Raw genomic sequence first — 20,757 nt, 5'->3', positions numbered from 1 at the left:
TTGGGTACCGATCTGTGGTGTCGGTTCCCGTACTGCGGCATGCCTGCGGAGGCGTGTGAACTCGACCATGTGGTGGCATTCGATCATGCCGATCCGCGGGCCGGGGGTTGGACGCTGCCCGCTGATCTGATCCCGTTGTGCCGCCCCGATCATCAACGCAAGCACCTCGGGATCTGGCGGCCCACGTTGAACATCGACCGCACCGTCACCTGGCGTCACCGCGACACCGGACAGACCATCGTCACCCATCCACGCTGACCGGTGCGGTGATGGTGCAGCTGCGTTGTCGGATGTTCGAATGGCCCGACATCAGTGCATTGTCTGGAGTGTCGTAAAGTCTTCGCGTTGCCGGCAGGGGTCCGGTTCCAACGGGAGGAAATCGAAGATGCGTCGTCTGTCCATGCGAATTGCGCTGATTCTCGGCGTATCCGGGGTGATCGCGATACTGGTGACCGGATGTTCGGCATTGCCGTTCGGCAAGTCCACCCCGGTGTCGTCGGTCACCGAGAGCCAGGATGCCGGTGGTGACGTGGACTTCGAGGCTGCGATAGGAGATTGCGTCAAACTGACCGGGGACATGGTCCACGCCGATATCGAGCACGCAACCTGCGGGCAGGCACCCGCGAACTATGTGGTGGTGGCCAAGGCGCCGACCAAGGAAGCCTGCCCGTCGGATATCGACCAGACCTACTACGTCACCCAGGGCGGCAAGCAGCAGGGTGCCCTGTGCCTCGACACCGATTGGGCTGTCGGACAGTGCATGACGGTGCCGAGCTTCGGCGACCCGGCGCACGTCGACTGCTCATCGACGGACTACGACGCCCGCCGGATTCTGGCCGTGCGCCCAGGTACCACCGATGACAGCGAGTGCCCGGAGGGCACGACGAACTACTACACCTACAAGGAGCGGCACAAGCTCGTCTGCGTCGAGAAGCTGAGCTGACGTTGCCGAGCTGAACTGATCAGGGCGCAACGAAAGTCCGCCCGGTGGGTGCCGTTTCCGGCACCATCCCGGGCGGACTCCGCGTGGTCGCGGCGTTATGCGTCGCGCAATTCCCGGCGCAAGATCTTGCCGGTGACGGTCTTCGGCAGGTCGCCGACAACCTCGACCGACCGCGGATACTTGTAAGCCGCCATCTGTTCCTTGCAGAACGCGATCAGCTCATCCGGCTCCACCTGCTGGCCATCACGAAGCGACACATAGGCTTTCACCGTCTCGCCGCGGTACTCGTCGGGTACACCCACCACCGCCGCCTCGCGGACCGCCGGGTGGGTGTAGAGCACGTCCTCGACCTCACGCGGCCACACCTTGTAGCCGGAGGCGTTGATCATGTCCTTCTTGCGATCGACCAGATAAAACCAGCCGTCGGCATCCATGAAACCCACATCGCCGGTGTGCAGAGCACCGCCGGGTATCGACTTCGCGGTGGCCTCGGGCTTGTTCCAATACCCGGGCACCACCTGCGGGCCCGAGGTGACGAACTCGCCGATCTCGCCAACCGCGACGTCGTTGCCGTCTTCGCCGACGACCCGCACCACCGTGTTGAACACCGGCACACCCACCGACAACGCGCCCGACGCCGCATCCACCGGAGCCCGAACCCCGTGGGGCACACCGTGAGATGGCGAGTTGGTCTCGGTCAGCCCGTAGAAGTTGTGGATGTACGCGCCGAACACCTTCTCCAGCCGGTCGCCGACTGCGGGCGCGATCGGTGCGCCGCCGGAGAAGAGGATGCGCAGGCTCTCGAAGTCGTCGCGGGTCGCCCCCGGCGCCGACGCGAGAGCGTTGAATGCGGTGATCGCGGCGATCGCGAACACCGGCCGGTGTTCACGAATGGCGTCGAGCATGACGGCCGGGTCGAAGCGATGCGCGAGGACCAACGGCGATCGGGCCAGCATCGCGAACATCACGTGCCCGACGAGGCCGGTGATGTGGAACAGCGGTGCGATACCCAGGACACCCTCGCCGGGTTTGAGGCCGGTCCACTCCCGGTAGGTCTGCGCGTTGAACGCAAGGTTTCCATGGGTGTTCATGGCGCCCTTGGGGTTACCGGTGGTGCCCGACGTGTAGGCGAGAATCGCCAGATCATCGGGGCCGGGGGACACCTCGGGTAGATCGCCACCGGCGAAGTCGTCGATGATCGTCACCAGATCCAGGGTGCCCTCGGGCCGGTGGCGTTCCACCTCGGCGAACAGCCGCGGGTCGTCGCGGGTCTGGAAGTCCAGCGGCGAACATGTGATCACGGTGTGTACCGCCGTCGAACCCGAGTCGATGACGCCTTTCGCGACATCGGTGTAGAGATCCTCGAGCGTCAGCAGTGCCACCGCACCGGAATCGGTGAGCAGATAGGTCAGCTCGCGAGCCTTGTTCATCGGGTTGATCGCGACCGCCGCACCACCGGCCCGCCATGCCGCGATCAGACCGATCACGAATCCGGGATTGTTCTGCACGTACAACCCCAGCCGATCACCAGTGTGAAAGCCATGCTCCAGCAAGGTGACTGCCACGGCCCGCGACGCGCGGTCGACCTCGGCGAACGACATCGACCGATCGAAATAGACCAGGAACTCGTCGTCGGGGTTCTCGGCGACCGCGGCGTCGAAGACCGCCAGGCCACTGGCGTACTCCACCGCGATGTCGCCCGAGGTGCCCGGCGGATACAGCGACAACCATGGCCGCTCGGTGTAACGGCTTTCGGTCACTTGATCACCACCGGGTTGACCGGCGAGCCGGTGGCGTTCTGAATCCGCAACGGCGCTGCGACATAGAAGAATTCGTACACCCCGTCCGCGGCGCAGTCGGCGGCGAGCTTCTCCAGGTCGCAGATCTCGGTGAAGGCGACACCGAGATTGCGCATCAGCGCGTTGTGCAGGACCAGCGCGACCCCGTTGTTGGGGTCGGTGGTGACCTCGTTGCCGATGGTGTCGGTGACGAGGTTGGGGATCTCGTTGCGCTGGAACCACTCCACGAGTTCCGGCGAGTACACCAGACCCGGCTCGCAGAAGTCGTCGTAGAACTTGTCGCCCTGCGCGAAGAACAGCTCGAGGTGATTGGTCCGGAGAATCAGGATGTCGCGCGGCTTGATCTCGATTCCCTGTGCCCGCGCGCAGTTTTCGAGGTCGTTGTGGTCGATCGTCTCGCGCGGTCCGAGGCTGTCGACGCCACGGAATCGGGCGATGTCGAGCAGCACCGCACGCCCGGCGATACCCCGCTCGGCGATCGGCTCGACGCTGGCCTTGTCGAGGCCGCCGATGGTGGTGCGGGCGTCGTAGCCGTTCCAGATCTTGCCGTCGTACCAGACGTGTCCCAGCGCGTCGTACTGCGTCGAACCCTGGAGGAAGGCGCTGATCTTGTCGTCGGCATAGTGCAGGCCGCCGGGGAAGACCGGGCCATTGCCGCCGTCGTCCCAGTCGGACTCGTCCCACACCATCTCGCGGGTGGCGGGGCTGCGGCCCGGCCAGACCGGATCGCCCTTCGGGTCCCCGATCAGGCGCTGCAAGGTGAACAGCTCGCCCTTCTTGATCAGCGACGCGCCCGCGAGCACATGCTCGGCGGTCAGGTAGTTGAGGCTGCCGACCTCGTCATCGGGACCCCACTTGCCCCAGTTGCTGGGCGAGTCGTCGAGGAGTTCGGTGAGTGCGGGAGCGTCATGAGCGGTGGTCATCGGTGATCCTCCGGGAGAGTGGTGACAAGTTCTGAACAGTCCGAGCGATCGTTAGGCTCGCGTTCAGTGAGATGAGCATCACAGATCGCCGTGAACGCGTCAACCCCCGGTTTCATGGCCCGCTCGCCGGCTACCGACGCGGCGGTTGCGGTTCAGTCCGGCTGAACACGGCGGCCCATCATGGCCAGGGCCAGATCGGCATATTCGGCGGCCACCTCGGCCGGCGACTGCGGTCCGCTCACCGAGAACCAGTACGGCAACGCCATGCACATCGTCGCGATGGCGCGGCCGGTGTTGTGTGGATTGGGTGTGGTGAACGCGCCGGTGGCCACGGCCTTCGCGGCGACGACGTCGAGGTGGTGCTGCACTCGGCGGCGTTCGTCTGCCACGCGTGAACGGTCGGGCTCGACGAGGCTGCGCATCTCGGTGGCCGCGATGAACGCCAGGTCGCGACGCTGGGTGTGGCACAGCGTCAGCGCTTCCACCATCAAGGCGAAAGTCGTTACCGGGTCCGGGGTTTCGCTCGCGGCGGCGGTCATTCGCCAGTGCACTTCGTTCATCATCACGTCGAAGAGTGCGACGAGCAGTTGCTGTTTGCTGCGGTAGTGGTGATAGATGCCGGCCACGCTGATCCCGGCAGCGCCGGCGACCACGCGCATGGTGGCGCCGTGATACCCGGTCTCGGTGAAGACCTCCACGGCGGCGGCCAGCACCGGGTCGAGGTCGAGGTCGGCGAAGTGTCGCCAGTCGTCGTCGCCACGCGCGGGAGTCGGCGGTGCCATCGCGGTGTCCCTGGCGAGCAGTGCGGTCGCGGTCACCCCGAGAGCGGCCGCGACGGCGTTGAGCCGCTCGACGGTGACGGCCACCTTGTTGTTCTCGATGGCGCTCATCGTGCCGGCGCTGACGCCGAGGTGGCCGGCGAGGTCGCGCAGGGTCATACCCGCCCGTTCGCGCGCACGACGCACCGCGGCGCCTACCGCCTGTTCAGCCACACTGAACAATGTAGGCGAATGAGCCGGGCCTGTCTGCGGTTCGGCGCCGTCGGGAAGGCCCGCAGGCTAGGTGAGGCGGGCAACCGCGAGTTCCAGAAGTTCGTGGCGGCCGGCGGCCCACTTGTCCCGTGGCAGGTGTCCACTGAGGTCCAGGTCGGTGAGTCCGTGTGTCACCGCGAAGAGCAGGCCGGCGATCGGCAACGCGTCGGCGCGGCCGGTGACGCGCTCGACCAGGGCCAAGAAGCCGTCCTGCGCGCGTTCGCCCGCCGCGGTCGCCGACATGTCGCCGTCGGCCGGGACCGAGAACATCAACCGATACAGGTGCGGCCGTGCGCGCCCGAGATCGGAGATGGCGATCAACGCACTGCGCAATGCGTCGGCGGGAGTCTGCGAATCGTCCTCGACGATGGCTTCGAGACCGTGGGCGACCTCGCCCCAGGCCTCGACGGCGATCGCGGTCAGCAATGCGTCCTTGTCCGCGAAGTGGCGGTAGGCGGCGCCGCGCGAGACACCGGCTCCGTCGCCGACCGCACGGAGGGTCACGGCTTCGGGGCCACCGGAGTCGACGAGTGTGATCGCGGCGTCGAGTAGCGCGCGTCGGGTCCTGGCTGCGTTCTCCGTTCGGGTGCGCACCAGGCGAGACTACGGGTTGACGCCGTCAACTGGAAATGGTTAGGTGAGTTGACAGCGTCAACTGAAGGGTTTTCCCATGCATACGGTGGTCATGACCGGCGCGACTCGGGGGATCGGCCTCGCCGCCGCCCGTCACATTCTGTCCACGACCGGCGACGTCCATCTCGCGCTGCTCTCTCGAGGCCGGATGGATGAACTTCCCACCGGGCTGGCGGCGTACGCGGACCGGATCACGATGCTCCCCGCCGACCTCACCGACGCCACGAGTATCGACGGCGCCATCGCAACCCTCGTCGGTGCGCTCGACGCCGCGACACTGCCGCCGCTGAGTGCCCTCGGCCTCAACGCGGGAATCCAGTTCGTCGACGCGCTGCACGCCACCGGCGCCGGGCTGGAGACGACCTTCGCGGTGAACGTGGTCGCCAACCACCTGCTGATCATGGGTCTACGCGAGCACCTGCGCATTCCCGCGCGGATCACGATCACGGTGAGCGACACGCACTTCGGTGACTTCCGGCACACCGGCGGGCTGGTTCCGGCGCCCCGCTGGTCAGCTCCGCGGACGCTGGCCGCCCCCGGCGCGTTCGCGGACCCGGCGAGCACCGCGGCCGGCCGGACTGCGTATTCGACGAGTAAATTGGCCGCGGTCCATCTGGTCCACGAATGGGCACGTCACCTGCCGGCAGGACTCGACATCGTCTCGTACAACCCTTCCTTGGTGCCCGGTACGGGGCTCACGCGCGACGCCCGCGCGCTCGACCGGTTCGCCGGCCGGTGGGTGTTGCCGGCACTCTCGATCACGCCGCTCGTGGACCGGATTCCCACTGCCGGAGTAAAACTCGCCGACGCCATCCTCGCCCGGACCGCCGCAGGCAGCGGCGAGTACATCGACCGCACGCGGGTCGTCCCATCGTCGCCGGAGTCGTATGACCCACAACGCGAGCGCGAACTGTGGGACTTCCTCGAAGAACTCCGAAGACGCGTCCCGGCCGGTCCCGACAATCGATGACGCGGGCCGGTTACCCCCATTTCGGCAACACCGGTTGCCGAGTGTTCGTACACTCACGCACGCGATGCGCACACCTGACGATCTCGATCCCGATCCGCCGAACCGCGACGCCGAACCCGGCGACTACGACCGGCGACCCTGGCTGGCCCACTACCGTCCGGGACTGGGGGCGCACCTGCGGGTCGGGGCCGCAACCGCGCTGCAGATGTTCGATGCCACCGTCGCCACCCGACCCGATGCCATCGCCCTGGACTACTTCGGCCAGACGATGACCTGGCGTGAGGTCGGCGCCGCCGCCGACGCGGTGGCCGGGCTGCTGGTGGCCCGCGGCTTCGCGCGCGGCGACCGGTGCGCACTGATGTTGCAGAACAACCCGGCCTTCATCATCTGCCTCGTCGCCACCTGGCGAGCCGGCGGAATCGCCGCCCTCATCAGCCCGATGGTCACCGCCGACGAACTCCGGCAGCGGCTCCACGATCACACCCCGACCGCGATCGTCGTACTCGACGACCTCTACACCGGGATCGTCGCACCACTGCTCGCCGACGGCACCCGCAGTGTGCGCGTCGTGCTGACCATCTCACCCCTCGACGGCCCGCAGGGGGTGGTCGACGAACCACGCCTGTTCGCCGACGCCGGACGTACCGCAGCAGGACGGCATCGGCCCGTCGACACCATCGACCTGCACACGCTGCTGCGCAGTGCCACTCCCGCAACGGGATTCGACACAGTCGCCCGGTCCGTCGGTCCCGCCGACACCGCCGTACTGATGGCCACCTCCGGAACCACCGGCCCGCCCAAGGGCGCCTGCCTGTCGCATTCCAATCTGGTGTTCAACGCACACGTCTACCGCCGCTGGTGCGCGCTGGAGCGCGAACCGATCCTGGCGGTATCGCCGTTCTTCCATGTCACCGGATTGGTCGGGGCCGTCGCGCTCTCCATGCTGACCGGCGCGCCCCTGGTACTGACGCACCGGTTCCGCGCCGACGTCGTCCTCGACGCCATCCGGCGTGCGCGACCGTTCTTCATGGTCGCGGTGATCACCGCCTACATTGCGTTGGCTGATGAACCGTCCCTCACCGCAACAGATCTCGAGTCGTTGCGCGTGCGGCTGTCCGGTGGTGCGCCGATCGATCCGGCCACCGCCGAACGTCTCGAGGCGCGCCTGGGCGGCTACATCCACAACGTCTACGGCCTCACCGAGACGTCATCCCCAACCCACATGGTGCCCATCGGCACGCCGGCCCCCGTCGACCCGGAGACCGGGGTGCTCTCGGTCGGGCTCCCGGTCTTCGACTCCGTCGCGCGCGTCGTCGACGACGACGGCACGCAGCTCCCGGCCGGTCAGATCGGCGAGCTGGTGGTGTCCGGCCCGCAGGTGATCGGCGGCTATTGGCGCAACCCGCGCGCGGACGCCGAGGCATTTCTCGGTGGCGAACTACTCACCGGCGACATCGGTTTCATGGATGCCGACGGCTGGTTCTATGTCATCGACCGCAAGAGCGAACTGATCAACGCCTCCGGCTACAAGGTGTGGCCCAACGAGGTCGAGCGGGTACTGCGTGCGCATCCCGACGTCGTCGACGCGGCCGTCGTCGGCATCCCCGACGAATACCGCGGCGAGTCGGTCAAGGCGTTCGTCGTTCTCCGGCAGCCCGATGGCGCCACCGAATACGATCTGATCGAATACTGCCGCGAGCGGCTCGCGGCGTACAAATACCCACGCGAGATCGAGCTCGTCGGCGAGTTGCCGCATACCGCCACCGGAAAGCTGCTGCGGCGCAGGCTGAGATGAGTCCGGGATGCCCGGTGCCCATCGGTCACCGCAAGGCGAAGAAACCCGCTTCGCCGCCGGACGCAGCGGTTGCGATGGTGGCGGCGACCCGCTCGAAATCCGCGCGCAGCGTGGCGATCGTGACGCGCACGTGGTCGCCGCCGCGCGCCGGTCCCGCGACGAACGGTTCGCCAGGCGCCACCTGGATGCCGTTGGCGGCCAGATGAATCAGTGCGCTGCGCTCGTCGGCGACGGGGACCCACACATTGAAGCCGTCGGTTCCGATCACCTCGATCCCGTTGCCGCGCAAGGTGTCGACCAGTGCGGTGCGGCGGGTGTGATACACGGTCCGGGCATGGTCGACGGCGGCGATGGCGGCCTCGTCGGTGAGTAATTCGTAGAGCACCCGTTGCAGCAGCCGCGGAGTCCATCCGGGCCCGAGCCGTCGCGTCGAGGCGATCCGGTCGATCACCTCGCGGGGCCCGGTCATCGCGGCGATCCGCAGATCAGGTCCGTGCGACTTGGAGAAGCTGCGCACGTGGATCACCTGCTCGGGCAGCCAGCGCGACAGGCTGACGTCCGGGGCGCTCACGGCGGCGCCGCTGTGGTCGTCCTCGATGACGACGCAGCGCGCGCCTCGCAGCAGGCGTGCGAGCTCGCGGGCCCGCGCCGCCGTCATGCTCACGCCGGTTGGATTGTGCGCACGCGGTTGCAGAATCGCCGCGGTCGGTGACTGCGAGACCGCCTGTGCGAAAGCAGCCGGATCGGGTCCGTGCGGATCGATCGGCACCGCGACATGCTGGAGTCCGAGACCCTCGAGCAGGTCGAGGAACTGCGGAAATGTCGGGTCCTCCACGATCACCCGGTCGCCGTAGGTGGTGACGGCCTGCAAGGACCGGGCCACCGCGTCGAGGGCGCCGTCGACCACGGTCAGTGCCTGCGCCTTCGACGGCCACCGGGTGCGCAACAGCTCACCGAGCTCGGGTACGACGGGGTGATCGTGATAGCTGGTGGTGGCGGCCCGCTTGGCGACATTCGCCAGTGCCGCAGCGAGTTCCGGGAGCAGTTCCGGATCGGGGGAGCCCTTGGAGAGATCGAGTCCGATGCTGCCGTGGGTGCGCGCCATCGTCGCCGTCCGCGACGCCCGCGCGACATCGACGCCGGCCCTCGCGGCGACGAAGGTCCCACTGCGTCCCCGCGAGATGACCAGACCCGAGCGGGCCAGCGCCTTCCAGCCATGGCTGACGGTGGCCGGGGAGACACCCAGCTGGGCCGCGAGGTGGCGCACCGTGGGCAGCCGGTCGCCGGGAACGAGTTCACCGGCCCGGATCATCCGTCCGATGGCCCCGGCGATCCCGGCGGGGGAGGGGTCGTCGATCACGATGCGCTGCGGCGCGGCGTCGGCGGTGGGATCGTCTATGGACATCGGCTGCTCCGTTGTAACAATTGCTCTACGGGGAGAAATATTCTCGAAATGTTTACTGGCCACAGTGTCATTCAATTCAAGCACACGGCGAGGTGTCTCACCGGCAACGGAGGTAGCGAGCAATGACCGTGATCAGAGCGGCGATCACTCAGGCGGCATGGACCGGTGACGAGGAGTCGATGGTCGTCAAACACGAAGGGCTGGCCCGGCAGGCCGCTGCGGAAGGAGCGCACATCGTCTGCTTCCAGGAGCTGTTCCACGGCCCGTACTTCGGGATCGTCGAGGACGCCAAATACTACGAGTACGCCCAGTCGGTGCCGGGGCCGCTCACCGAGCGCTTCGCCGCGCTCGCCGCCGAACTCGGCATCGTGATCGTCTTGCCCGTCTACGAAGAAGAGATGCCGGGCCTCTACTACAACACCGCCGCGGTGATCGACGCCGACGGCAGTTACCTCGGCAAATACCGGAAGAGTCACATCCCGAATCTCGACCGGTTCTGGGAGAAGTTCTACTTCCGGCCCGGCAATCTCGGATACCCGGTCTTCGACACCGCCGTCGGCAAGGTCGGTGTGTACATCTGCTACGACCGTCACTTCCCGGAGGGCTGGCGCGAACTGGGTCTCGGCGGCGCCGAGATCGTCTTCAATCCGTCGGCCACCAAACCCGGGCTGTCCAACCGGCTGTGGGAACTCGAACAGCCCGCCGCCGCGGCCGCCAACCAGTACTTCGTCGCCGCAAATAACCGAATTGGCACCGAGACAGGCGAATTCGGTGACAAGGCGGTCACCTTCTACGGCAGCTCCTACTTCGCCGATCCGCGCGGCAACTACGTGGGCGAGGTCGCCTCCACCGACGCCGAGGAGGTCGTGGTGCGCGAAATCGACCTGGATCTGGTGCGCGCGGTGCGCAACGACTGGCAGTTCTACCGCGATCGGCGGCCCGACAGCTACGACGCGATCCCGCAGCGCTGACGACCCGATCCCGAGAGGACAACCATGGCAACCACGTTCATCCACGGCGGCAGCGTCGTCTCGGCCACCGGCACCGGTGCCGCCGACGTGCTGGTCGACGGCGAGCGGATCGTCGCACTGCTCGAGCCGGGATCGACGGTGCTCGGCGCCGACCTGGCCACCACTGCCGGCACCGTCATCGACGCGACCGGCAAATACGTGATCCCCGGCGGGATCGACGCGCACACCCACATGTCGATGCCGTTCGGTGGTACGCAGGCCAGCGACACCTTCGAGACCGGCACCCGCGCGGCGGCGTGGGGCGGAACGACCACGATCATCGACTTCGCCGTGCAGAAATACGGTGAGCGACTTCAGGATTCACTCGCCACCTGGCACGATATGGCCGCGGGTGAATGTGCGATCGACTACTCGTTCCACCAGATCGTCGGTGACGTCGACGCCGAGTCGCTGTCCGCGATGCGGGGCCTCGCCGACGAGGGCATCACCAGTTTCAAACTGTTCATGGCCTACCCCGGTGTCTTCTACAGCGACGACGCCCAGATCGTGCGGGCCATGCAGGTCTCCGCCGACACCGGGCTGCTGACGATGATGCACGCCGAGAACGGGCCCGCCATCGACGTGCTCGCCGAACAACTCGTCGCCGCAGGCAAGACCGACCCGTACTATCACGGCATCGCCCGGGCCTGGCAGCTCGAGGAGGAGGCCACCCACCGGGCGATCATGCTTGCCGACCTCACCGGGGCGCCGCTCTACATCGTGCACGTATCGGCCAAACAGGCCGTCACCCAATTGGCCGCCGCCCGCGATGCCGGACGCAACGTCTACGGCGAGACCTGCCCGCAGTACCTGTATCTCTCGCTCGAAGACCAGTTGGGCGCACCGGGATTCGAGGGTGCCAAGTGGGTGTGCTCCACGCCGCTGCGGTCGAAGCACGAACATCATCAGGACGAGGTGTGGCAGGCACTGCGCACCAACGACGTACAACTGGTGTCCACCGATCACTGCCCCTTCTGCATGAAGGACCAGAAGGAGATGGGCATCGGCGACTTCACCAAGATCCCCAACGGGATCGGGTCGGTGGAGCACCGGATGGACCTGCTCTATCAGGGCGTCGTCGACGGCAAGATCAGTCTGGAGCGGTGGGTCGAGATCACCGCCACCACGCCGGCCCGGATGTTCGGGCTCTACGGCCGCAAGGGTGTCATCGCGCCGGGCGCCGACGCCGACATCGTCATCTACGACCCGAACGGACACACCTCCATCGGCATGGGCAAGACCCACCACATGAACATGGACTACTCGGCCTGGGAGGGCTACGAGATCGACGGTGCCGTCGACACCGTGCTCTCCCGCGGCACCGTGGTGGTCGGTGACCGTGATTACGTCGGCACCAAGGGGCACGGCCGGTTCGTCCGCCGTGAACTGAGCCAGTACCTCATCTAGGAGCATCATGGATTTCGGAGTTGTCCTGCAATGCCATCCGCCGGCGGCCCGCACCATCGCGTTGACCCGGCTGGCGGAATCCCATGGCTTCAACCATGTCTGGACGTTCGACTCGCACGTCCTCTGGCAGGAGCCCTATGTGCTGTTCGCGCAGATGCTGGCCGAGACGCGACGTATCACGGTCGGGCCGATGGTCACCAATCCGGCGACGCGTGATTGGACGGTCACCGCATCGCTGTACGCGACACTCAACGAGATGTACGGCAACCGCACCATCTGCGGCATCGGCCGCGGCGACTCGGCGGTCCGGGTCACCGGCGGCGCGCCGACCACGTTGCGGGATCTGCGGAAGGCCGTGCACGTCATCCGGGAACTCGGCAATTCTCGCGAGGTCGAGATCAACGGCACCACAATAGTTTTCCCGTGGAGCTCGGGATCGCAACTGCCGGTGTGGGTGGCTGCCTACGGTCCCCGGGCGCTCGCGCTGACCGGCGAGGTGGCCGACGGCTTCATCCTGCAGCTCGCCGACCTCGACATCGCCTCGTGGATGATCGACACCGTCCGCTCGGCCGCCTCCGACGCCGGTCGCGACCCCTATGACGTGAAATTCTGTGTGGCGGCGCCGATGTACGTCGGCGACGACCTCGCCCATCAACGCGACCAGTCGCGCTGGTTCGGTGGCATGGTCGGCAACCACGTCGCCGACATCGTTGCGCGCTACGGCAACGACGGATCGGTGCCCGCCGCGCTCACCGACTACATCACCAGTCGCGAGGGTTACGACTACAACCAGCACGGACAGGTCGGCAACAGCCACACCGACTTCGTCTCCGACGAGATAGTGGACCGCTTCTGCGTACTCGGCAGCGCCGAGGACCACCTCACCAAACTCGAAGCCCTCGAAAAGCTCGGCGTCGACCAGTTCGCGGGTTATCTGCAGCACGACAACAAGGAGGAGACGATGCGCGTCTACGGCGAGCGGATCATCCCCACCCTCACCAGAACCGCCGGCGCGGTGCGAAAGGGATAGGGACGTGAGCACTCTCGAGACCACCGCCGACGAGCGGGCCCGGCAACTGGACCGGCAATATGTGTTCCATTCCTGGTCGGCGCAAGCAGATCTCGACCCGATCGTCATCACCGGTGGCCGCGGATGTCGGGTCTGGGACGACTCCGGTCACCGATATCTGGACTTCTCCAGCCAGATGGTCAACACCAACATCGGCCATCAGCACCCGCGGGTGGTCGCCGCGATCACCGAACAGGCACAGACGTTGTGCACCATCGCGCCGTCCACGGCGAATCTCGCGCGCGGCGAGGCCGCCCGCCGGATCGCCGAGCGCGCCCCCGACGGCCTGAACAAGGTGTTCTTCACCAACGGCGGCGCCGACGCGGTGGAGAATGCGATCCGGATGGCGCGCCTGCACACCGGCCGCGACAAGGTGCTCAGCACCTACCGCTCCTACCACGGCAACACCGGTGCCGCGGTCGTCGCCACCGGCGACTGGCGGCGCATCCCCAACGAATTCGCGCGCGGGCACGTCCATTTCCACGGCCCGTTCCTCTACCGCTCGGAGTTCTTCTCGGACAGTCCCGAGCAGGAGACCGAACGCGCGCTCGCACATCTGGAACGGCTCGTCGCCGTCGAGGGTGCCTCGAGTATCGCGGCGATCCTCATCGAATCGGTGCCCGGCACCGCGGGCATCCTGGTGCCGCCGCCCGGCTATCTCGCCGGGGTGCGTGAGATCGCCGACCGGCATGGCATCGTGCTGATCCTCGACGAGGTGATGGCCGGATTCGGCCGCACCGGACGGTGGTTCGCGTTCGAGGCCCATGACGTGGTGCCCGATCTGATCACCTTCGCCAAGGGTGTGAACTCCGGCTACGTCCCGATCGGCGGGGTGGTGATCGCCGATCACATCGCCGAGACCTTTGCGCACCGGGTCTTTCCCGGCGGACTGACCTACAGCGGTCATCCGCTCGCCGCGGCATCGGTGGTGGCGACGCTCGACGCGATGGCCGACGAGGGCATCGTCGAGAATGCGGCCCGGGTCGGCGCCGAGGTGATCGGTCCCGAATTGGCCACGCTCGCAGAGGAGTTCCCGATCATCGGCGAGGTCCGCGGGGCCGGGGTGTTCTGGGCCCTCGAACTCGTCACCGACCGCGCGTCGCGTGAACCGCTACCCGCGGCGCGGGTGGCGGCGATGAGATCGGAGCTCGCGGCACGCGGGTTGCTGGCGTTCACCGTCGACAACCGGATTCATGTGGTACCGCCGTGCGTGGTCACCGACGACGAGGTCGGCGAGGCAATGGATATATATCGAGAAGTCTTGCGCGACAACAGCGAAGGGGTGGTGCGGTGATGGCCGACACAACAGTTCAGCAGATGCCCGAGAAGTCCGTCCTGTTCAACGCCGATCTGGCGCCGACCGCCGAGGGCAAGGCCACCTGGCGGTCCTGGGACCTGTTCTGTCTCTGGATGACCTCGGCGCACAGCCTGGGTAGTTACACCTTCGCCATCGGTATGCTCGCGCTGGGCCTGACGGGGTGGCAGACGATGCTGGCGCTCTTCGCCGGTGTACTCGGACTGTGGTTGGGCTCCAACCTGATCGGTGTCGCCGGGCAGAAGGTCGGGGTGCCGTTCCCGGTCTTCGCCCGCGCCACCTTCGGCATCTTCGGTTCCAACATCCCCGCACTGTTCCGTGGCTTGGTTGCGGTGTTCTGGTACGGCATCCAGACCTATCTCGCCTCCCTCGCGGTGATCGCTTTGATCGTGCGCATCTGGCCGGGTATGGCGTCGTGGACCCACGGTGGCTTCCTCGGGCAGAGTCCGCTCGGGTGGATCACCTTCATGGCCCTGTGGACGGCTCAGCTGCTGGTGCTCAGCTACGGAATGGAGATCGTCCGCAAGGTCTCCGACTTCGCCGGGCCGGTGGTGTGGATCGGCATGATCGCGCTGGCCATCTGGATGCTCGACCAGGCGCATTGGAGCATCGACTGGAATGCGCGGATCGGCAACGTCTTGTCGGCCCCGGCCACGATCGCCGCATTCGTCGCGGTGGCGTTCCTGATGATCGCCTACATGGCGGGACCGCTGGTGAACTACAGCGACTTCGCGCGGTTCGCACCGTCGAAGAAGGCGATCAAGCGCGGTAACGCGTTGGGTATCCCGTTGAACGAAACGGCTTTCGTGGTGTTGTCGATCGTCATCTCGCTGTGTGCGCTCAAGGTGTTCGGCGACGGCACGATGGATCCCGTCGCCCTGGTGTCCAAGGTGGATTCGGACGTCGTCGTGGTGATCGCGGCCGCGCTGTTCGCGATCGCGACCGTCGGTATCAACGTCGTGCTGAACTTCGTCTCACCCTCGTACGACATCAGTAACGTCGCGCCCAAGTACATCTCGTTCCGGACCGGCGGAATCATCACCGCGGTGCTCTCGATCCTGGTGCTGCCGTGGAAGGTCTGGGGCAGCGAGGTCGCGATCGTGTACTTCCTCGGCGGCGTCGGATCGCTGATGGGCCCGGTGTTCGGCATCCTCATCGTCGACTACTACATGCTGCGTCGGCAGCGGACGAAGATCTCCGACCTGTACACGGTCGACCCGAGCGGCACCTACCATTTCCGCCGGGGATTCAATCCGGCCGCGATCGTGGCACTGCTGGTATCCGGCTCGGTCGCGGCCGTCGTCGCGCTCGTCCCGGAGTCGCAGAACATCACCGCACTCAGCTGGCCGGTGGGTGCGTTGCTCGGGGCGGTGCTGATGCTGGTGCTGGGCCGCTTCATCGGCGCCGACCAGGGCTTCACCCACTCGACCACCGACGTGCCGGTGGCGTCGGAGGCGAGTGTTGTCTGAATCGGTAGACATCTCTCTCGGAAACCGCGACCGATGTCTGACCGATCTTCTCGGCAGGAGTCGCGCCGACACCTTGCACTCACCCTGGTCGAGTGCTAAAACGGACGTTGGCACTCGCGGACTGTGAGTGCCAGGTCGGGACGGTGAGATCGGTACCGAATGACACACCGGTCGTCCGTCGCGGGCACCGAGTCCGGCCATAGATACCTGGTGTCACCCCCCATCGGAGGATCACTTACCCATGGCCAAGCAAATCGCGTTCGACGAAGAGGCCCGCCGCGGCCTCGAGCGGGGCCTGAACAGCCTCGCCGACGCAGTCAAGGTGACGTTGGGCCCCAAGGGCCGCAACGTCGTTCTGGAGAAGAAGTGGGGCGCCCCCACCATCACCAACGATGGTGTCTCCATCGCCAAGGAAATCGAGCTCGAGGACCCGTACGAGAAGATCGGCGCGGAACTCGTCAAGGAAGTTGCCAAGAAGACCGACGACGTCGCGGGCGACGGCACCACCACCGCCACCGTGCTCGCCCAGGCTCTCGTGCGTGAGGGTCTGCGCAACGTCGCCGCCGGCGCCAACCCGCTCGGCCTCAAGCGCGGCATCGAGAAGGCCGTCGAGGCCGTCACCGAGTCGCTGCTCAAGAGCGCCAAGGAGGTCGAGACCAAGGAGCAGATCGCTCAGACGGCCGGCATCTCCGCTGGTGACCCGTCGATCGGTGAGCTCATCGCCGAGGCGATGGACAAGGTCGGCAAGGAAGGCGTCATCACCGTCGAAGAGGCTCAGACCTTCGGGCTCCAGCTGGAGCTCACCGAGGGTATGCGCTTCGACAAGGGCTACGTCTCGGGCTACTTCGTGACCGACGCCGACCGTCAGGAAGCCGTCCTCGAGGACCCGTACATCCTGCTCGTATCGGGCAAGGTCTCGACCGTCAAGGACCTGTTGCCGCTGCTGGAGAAGGTCATCCAGGCCGGCAAGCCGCTGTTGATCATCGCCGAGGACGTCGAGGGCGAAGCCCTCTCGACCCTGGTCGTCAACAAGATCCGCGGGACCTTCAAGTCCGTCGCCGTCAAGGCTCCGGGCTTCGGTGACCGTCGCAAGGCCATGCTGGCCGACATCGCCATCCTCAGCGGTGGCGAGGTCATCAGCGAAGAGGTCGGTCTGTCCCTCGAGGGTGCAGGCGTCGAGCTGCTCGGTACCGCCCGCAAGGTCGTCGTGACCAAGGACGAGACCACCATCGTCGACGGCGCAGGCGATGCCGACGCGATCGCCGGTCGCGTGGCGCAGATCCGTTCCGAGATCGAGAACAGCGACTCCGACTACGACCGTGAGAAGCTGCAGGAGCGCCTGGCCAAGCTGGCCGGCGGAGTTGCGGTCATCAAGGCGGGCGCGGCCACCGAGGTCGAGCTCAAGGAGCGCAAGCACCGCATCGAGGACGCCGTCCGCAACGCGAAGGCTGCCGTCGAAGAGGGCATCGTCGCCGGCGGTGGCGTGGCCCTGCTGCAGTCCGAGCCGGCCATCGACGCACTCTCGCTCGACGGTGACGAGGCCACCGGCGCCAACATCGTCAAGGTTGCGCTGTCGGCCCCGGCCAAGCAGATCGCCATCAACGCGGGCCTCGAGCCCGGCGTCGTCGCCGACAAGGTTCTCAACTCGCCGAAGGGCACCGGCCTCAACGCCGCCACCGGCACCTACGAGGACCTGCTCGCCGCCGGCATCAACGACCCGGTGAAGGTCACCCGCTCGGCGCTGCAGAACGCTGCGTCGATCGCGGCCCTGTTCCTCACCACCGAGGCCGTCGTCGCCGACAAGCCGGAGAAGAACCCGGCCCCGGCCATGCCGGGTGGCGACGAGATGGGCGGCATGGGTTTCTGAGATAGTTCAGAACCCAACGCTCACAGCGTTTCCGACCGCAGGCCGGTCACCCGCACGGGTGGCCGGCCTACGGCGTGTGCGGGTGCCGGAATGCCATGGCACCGGCACCGGTTGAGACCCACATGAACTCGCCGATATCCGTCGACATCTGGTCCGACATCGCCTGCCCGTGGTGCTACATCGGCAAGCGGAACTTCGAGGCGGGACTGGCGCAATCCGGCCTGGCCGACCGCGTCGACGTCACCTATCACAGTTTCGAGCTGGCCCCCGACACCCCGATCGACTTCGACGGCAGCGAGATCGACTTCCTCGTCGGTCACAAGGGCATGCCGGCCGAGCAGGTGACACCGATGCTCGACCAGGTGACCGCGATCGCCGCGGAGGCCGGACTGCACTACGACTTCGGCATCGTGGCGCACACCAACACCGGCAAGGCCCACGAGCTCGTGCACTTCGCACAAGCGCAAGGGCGCCAACTCGACATGGTCGAGCGGCTGTTCGCGGCGTACTTCTCGGAAGGCCGCCACATCGGCCGGGCCGACGATCTGGCCGATCTCGCCGCCGAGATCGGACTCGACCGCGCTGCGGCACTGACGGCGCTGACCGACGGTACCGAGGCGGATGCCGTCGCCGCCGACCTCGACCAGGCAACCGCCTACGGCATCGGCGGCGTACCGTTCTACGTCCTCGGCGGGCGGTACGGCGTGTCCGGTGCGCAGCCACCCGAGGTGTTCGCGCAGGCGCTGGCGCAGGTCGCGGCGGACGGCACCGACGACTGATCACCGCACCGGCAGTGAGGCCGCCGGCCGGGCCGCGTCGTTTGTAATACTCGACGCATGACCCCCTCGCCCGGCGCTCCCAGTCCGGTCCCCAGTCTGCCCAATCTCCGTGACCTCGGTGCCTGGCCGACGACCGATGGCCGAGTGGTCCGCGACGGTGTGCTGTTCCGGTCGACGGACTTCTCCGCGATGGCCACCGCCGATCTCGAACATCTCGAGAACCTCGGCGTCCGCACCATCTATGACCTCCGCTCGGCGGCCGAACGCACGGCACTTCCCGATCCGGCGCTGCCCGAGGTCACCGACATCCACCTCGACGTGCTCGAGGGCGCGGGAATGACGATCCCCGGCAACATCGGCAAATTCCTCTCCGATCCCAAGACGGTGGCGATGGCGAGCCAGGAACTCTCGGGCGGCAAGGCCCGCGACCTGATCGCCGACACCTACGTCAAGTTCGTCTCGATGCCGAGCGCTGTGGAGTCCTATCGGGATTTCTACCGAGGGCTGCTCGGCGAACATCCGCGGCCGTCCCTGTTCCACTGCACGACCGGCAAGGACCGCACCGGGTGGGCGGCCGCGTCGTTCCTGACGCTGATGGGTGTAGTGAAAGACGATGTGTACCACGACTATCTGCTCACCAACGACCGACTCGTGCCGGCCCTGCAACCGATCTTCGACGACTTCGCGTCTGCCGGCGGCGACCCCGGCCTCCTGATCCCCGTGCTCGGCGTGGACGCACACTACCTCGACGCAGCCTTCGGTGAGGTCGACAAACGCTTCGGCGGGATCCCGGGATACTTCGCCGACGGACTCGGCATCGACGACGCCGCGCAGCAGCAGCTACGCGAGCTCTACCTGGTGTGACGTTGTTGTCCGCAGGGGAGGAGATCGCCGGCTATCGGATCATCCGTGTGCTCGGCGCCGGCAACACGAGCGAGGTGTACCTGGCCGATCACCCGCGGCTGCCGCGCCGCGACGTCATCCGCATCCTGAATCGAGATCGTTGCGACGACGCCGATGCGCGAGACCGGTTCCGACGCGAGACCGACATGGCCTCGGCGCTGGTGCACCCGCACCTCGTCGCACTGCACGACGCCGGTGAAAGCGAAGGGCGCCTGTGGGTTTCGGCAGCTTTTGTCGACGGCACGGATGTCGGTTCGTTGCTGGCGGGTGGCGCCATGGCGCCGGTCGAGTCGGTCACCGAGATCGTCGGGCCTGTCGCCGACGCGCTCGATGCGGTCCGCGAGAGCGGGCTGATGCATCTCCGCGTCACACCGGCGAAGATCCTCACGACCGGGTCGCGGCAGGTCTTCCTCACCGGACTCGGGGCCGGTGCCGCCGAGCCGACCGACCGCGGCGCACCCGACCAGCGCGGCCTGGCCGTCACCGTCGCCCGAATGCTCGGCGACGCTGCATCTTTCGGTTCCGGTGCGGTGATCGCGCGCGCCGGTTCGACCGACCCGGCCCAGCAGTATCGGTGCTGCCGCGAGTTCGTTGACGAGTTGGCTGCGGCGCTGCAGAACCAGCAGGTGCCGGTGCCCGCGCCACCTCTGGCGCCGCCACCGCCGCCGCCACCTCTGGCGCCGCCACCGCCGCCACCGCCGCCGCCACCGCTCGCGCCGCCCAGCCCGATCCGATGGTGGGGATACCCGGGCACCGTCGAGCAATTGCGCGGATTGGCATGTGGCGCATACTTTTCTCTCGAGTCGACGGCCGACCCGGTTGATCATCTGCTGATGAATGACGGTGACCGGCACCTGCGCAAGGTCATCCGACGCGCGTGGGCGGTCACCGATGCGGCGTCGGCGGTCGACACTGTCGAACTGCTGGCGCTCGGGATGATCACCCCCGACTACGACCTGATTCTGGCGAAACTGGCGCAGGCCACTGCGGGCGGTCCCCGCACCGGACTGCCGAACCAGGCGAGCCTTGTGCAGTCGGTGACGGCCGCGGCGGGTGGCATCGACCCGATTCGCGCCCACTCCGTCGTCCGCGTCGCCGTCGGATCACGCTCGCTGCCACCGGGGTTCCCGGTGAGCACGTCGGCATGGGAGCTGGCTCAGGCCGTCGATCTGGTACGTATGTGCCACCGTGCCGGTTTCGTCACCGAGGCCTGGGCGTGGAATGCCGTGGCCGAGGTGGGGCGCCGCGCCCAGCAGGCCTATGCCGACTGGTCGGCGTTCGCGGCCGGGTTCGAATGGGGGCGTGCGCTGGCGTCGGCCGAAGCGGGCCGCGACCCGGCGGCCGCGGCCGACGAATCGTGCGCGCACACCCGACCGGTGCTGAGCCGGCTGCTCGGCGATCCGGCGAGCCCCTGGTTGCGCATACCGCTCAACTGACGC

Annotated in this window: 18 protein-coding genes; 13 read left to right on the top strand and 5 right to left on the bottom strand. The window is 67.1% G+C overall.

Annotated features, from left to right (window positions below; translation table 11 throughout):
• Positions 1-258: HNH endonuclease signature motif containing protein (locus ACPXB3_RS15895; protein ID WP_425728364.1), on the top strand; the 258-nt coding region annotated here is incomplete at its 5' end.
• 127 nt (positions 259-385) lie between these two features.
• Positions 386-943, top strand: a complete 558-nt coding sequence (gene lppU / locus ACPXB3_RS15890; RefSeq protein ID WP_425705883.1) for an LppU family putative lipoprotein — start codon at positions 386-388, stop codon at positions 941-943.
• A gap of 95 nt (positions 944-1,038) precedes the next feature.
• Here lppU and ACPXB3_RS15885 read toward each other — a convergent pair whose 3' ends face one another.
• From ACPXB3_RS15885 to ACPXB3_RS15870, 4 genes are all read right to left on the bottom strand, one after another.
• Complete coding sequence (locus ACPXB3_RS15885) at positions 1,039-2,703, bottom strand: class I adenylate-forming enzyme family protein (RefSeq protein WP_425705884.1); 1,665 nt, start codon at positions 2,701-2,703, stop codon at positions 1,039-1,041.
• Entirely contained in the window at positions 2,700-3,665 is a 966-nt protein-coding gene (locus ACPXB3_RS15880; RefSeq protein ID WP_425705885.1) for a cyclase family protein, read from the bottom strand. The genes ACPXB3_RS15885 and ACPXB3_RS15880 overlap by 4 nt, the downstream gene beginning before the upstream one ends.
• A gap of 152 nt (positions 3,666-3,817) precedes the next feature.
• Positions 3,818-4,657: a TetR family transcriptional regulator gene (locus ACPXB3_RS15875; protein ID WP_425705886.1), complete on the bottom strand. Its 840-nt coding sequence runs from the start codon at positions 4,655-4,657 to the stop codon at positions 3,818-3,820.
• 66 nt (positions 4,658-4,723) lie between these two features.
• Positions 4,724-5,290 carry a TetR/AcrR family transcriptional regulator gene (locus tag ACPXB3_RS15870; RefSeq protein WP_425705887.1) on the bottom strand — a complete coding sequence of 189 codons (567 nt, stop codon included), beginning with the start codon at positions 5,288-5,290 and terminating at the stop codon, positions 4,724-4,726.
• Positions 5,291-5,381: 91 nt separating this feature from the next.
• Between ACPXB3_RS15870 and ACPXB3_RS15865 the strand changes: the two genes are divergently transcribed.
• On the top strand, positions 5,382-6,299 hold the full coding sequence (locus ACPXB3_RS15865; RefSeq protein ID WP_425728362.1) for an SDR family NAD(P)-dependent oxidoreductase: 918 nt from the start codon (positions 5,382-5,384) through the stop codon (positions 6,297-6,299).
• Between the two features lie 64 nt (positions 6,300-6,363).
• Positions 6,364-8,094, top strand: coding sequence for an AMP-binding protein (locus ACPXB3_RS15860; protein ID WP_425728360.1), 1,731 nt, complete (start codon positions 6,364-6,366; stop codon positions 8,092-8,094).
• Between the two features lie 25 nt (positions 8,095-8,119).
• Here ACPXB3_RS15860 and ACPXB3_RS15855 read toward each other — a convergent pair whose 3' ends face one another.
• Positions 8,120-9,499, bottom strand: coding sequence for a PLP-dependent aminotransferase family protein (locus ACPXB3_RS15855; protein WP_425728358.1), 1,380 nt, complete (start codon positions 9,497-9,499; stop codon positions 8,120-8,122).
• Between the two features lie 122 nt (positions 9,500-9,621).
• Here ACPXB3_RS15855 and ACPXB3_RS15850 point away from each other — a divergent pair, with 122 nt between their 5' ends.
• The 9 genes from ACPXB3_RS15850 to ACPXB3_RS15810 all read left to right on the top strand — a co-directional run bounded on the left by ACPXB3_RS15850 (position 9,622) and on the right by ACPXB3_RS15810 (position 20,754).
• Positions 9,622-10,470 carry a nitrilase-related carbon-nitrogen hydrolase gene (locus tag ACPXB3_RS15850; RefSeq protein ID WP_425705891.1) on the top strand — a complete coding sequence of 283 codons (849 nt, stop codon included), beginning with the start codon at positions 9,622-9,624 and terminating at the stop codon, positions 10,468-10,470.
• A gap of 24 nt (positions 10,471-10,494) precedes the next feature.
• Positions 10,495-11,916, top strand: coding sequence for a dihydropyrimidinase (gene hydA, locus ACPXB3_RS15845; RefSeq protein ID WP_425705892.1), 1,422 nt, complete (start codon positions 10,495-10,497; stop codon positions 11,914-11,916).
• A gap of 7 nt (positions 11,917-11,923) precedes the next feature.
• Positions 11,924-12,946, top strand: a complete 1,023-nt coding sequence (locus ACPXB3_RS15840; RefSeq protein ID WP_425728356.1) for a TIGR03842 family LLM class F420-dependent oxidoreductase — start codon at positions 11,924-11,926, stop codon at positions 12,944-12,946.
• A gap of 4 nt (positions 12,947-12,950) precedes the next feature.
• Positions 12,951-14,279, top strand: coding sequence for an aspartate aminotransferase family protein (locus ACPXB3_RS15835; RefSeq protein WP_425728355.1), 1,329 nt, complete (start codon positions 12,951-12,953; stop codon positions 14,277-14,279).
• A complete protein-coding gene (locus ACPXB3_RS15830; RefSeq protein ID WP_425728353.1) occupies positions 14,279-15,769 on the top strand; it encodes an NCS1 family nucleobase:cation symporter-1 in 1,491 nt (496 codons plus the stop codon). The genes ACPXB3_RS15835 and ACPXB3_RS15830 overlap by 1 nt, the downstream gene beginning before the upstream one ends.
• A gap of 241 nt (positions 15,770-16,010) precedes the next feature.
• The gene (gene groL, locus ACPXB3_RS15825; protein ID WP_425705896.1) at positions 16,011-17,636 is read left to right on the top strand and encodes a chaperonin GroEL; all 1,626 of its coding nucleotides are present in this window, start codon (positions 16,011-16,013) and stop codon (positions 17,634-17,636) included.
• Between the two features lie 122 nt (positions 17,637-17,758).
• Positions 17,759-18,415, top strand: a complete 657-nt coding sequence (locus ACPXB3_RS15820; protein ID WP_425705897.1) for a DsbA family oxidoreductase — start codon at positions 17,759-17,761, stop codon at positions 18,413-18,415.
• 57 nt (positions 18,416-18,472) lie between these two features.
• Entirely contained in the window at positions 18,473-19,279 is an 807-nt protein-coding gene (locus ACPXB3_RS15815) for a tyrosine-protein phosphatase (RefSeq protein ID WP_425728351.1), read from the top strand.
• On the top strand, positions 19,276-20,754 hold the full coding sequence (locus tag ACPXB3_RS15810; RefSeq protein WP_425705899.1) for a DUF1266 domain-containing protein: 1,479 nt from the start codon (positions 19,276-19,278) through the stop codon (positions 20,752-20,754). Before ACPXB3_RS15815 ends, ACPXB3_RS15810 begins: the two co-directional genes overlap by 4 nt.
• Positions 20,755-20,757 lie beyond the last annotated feature (3 nt).

Source organism: Gordonia sp. DT219 (assembly GCF_049847065.1).
Lineage (GTDB): Bacteria > Actinomycetota > Actinomycetes > Mycobacteriales > Mycobacteriaceae > Gordonia.
The sequence above is the reverse complement of the archived record's forward strand: the minus strand, read 5'-3'. Positions and strand labels throughout refer to the sequence as shown.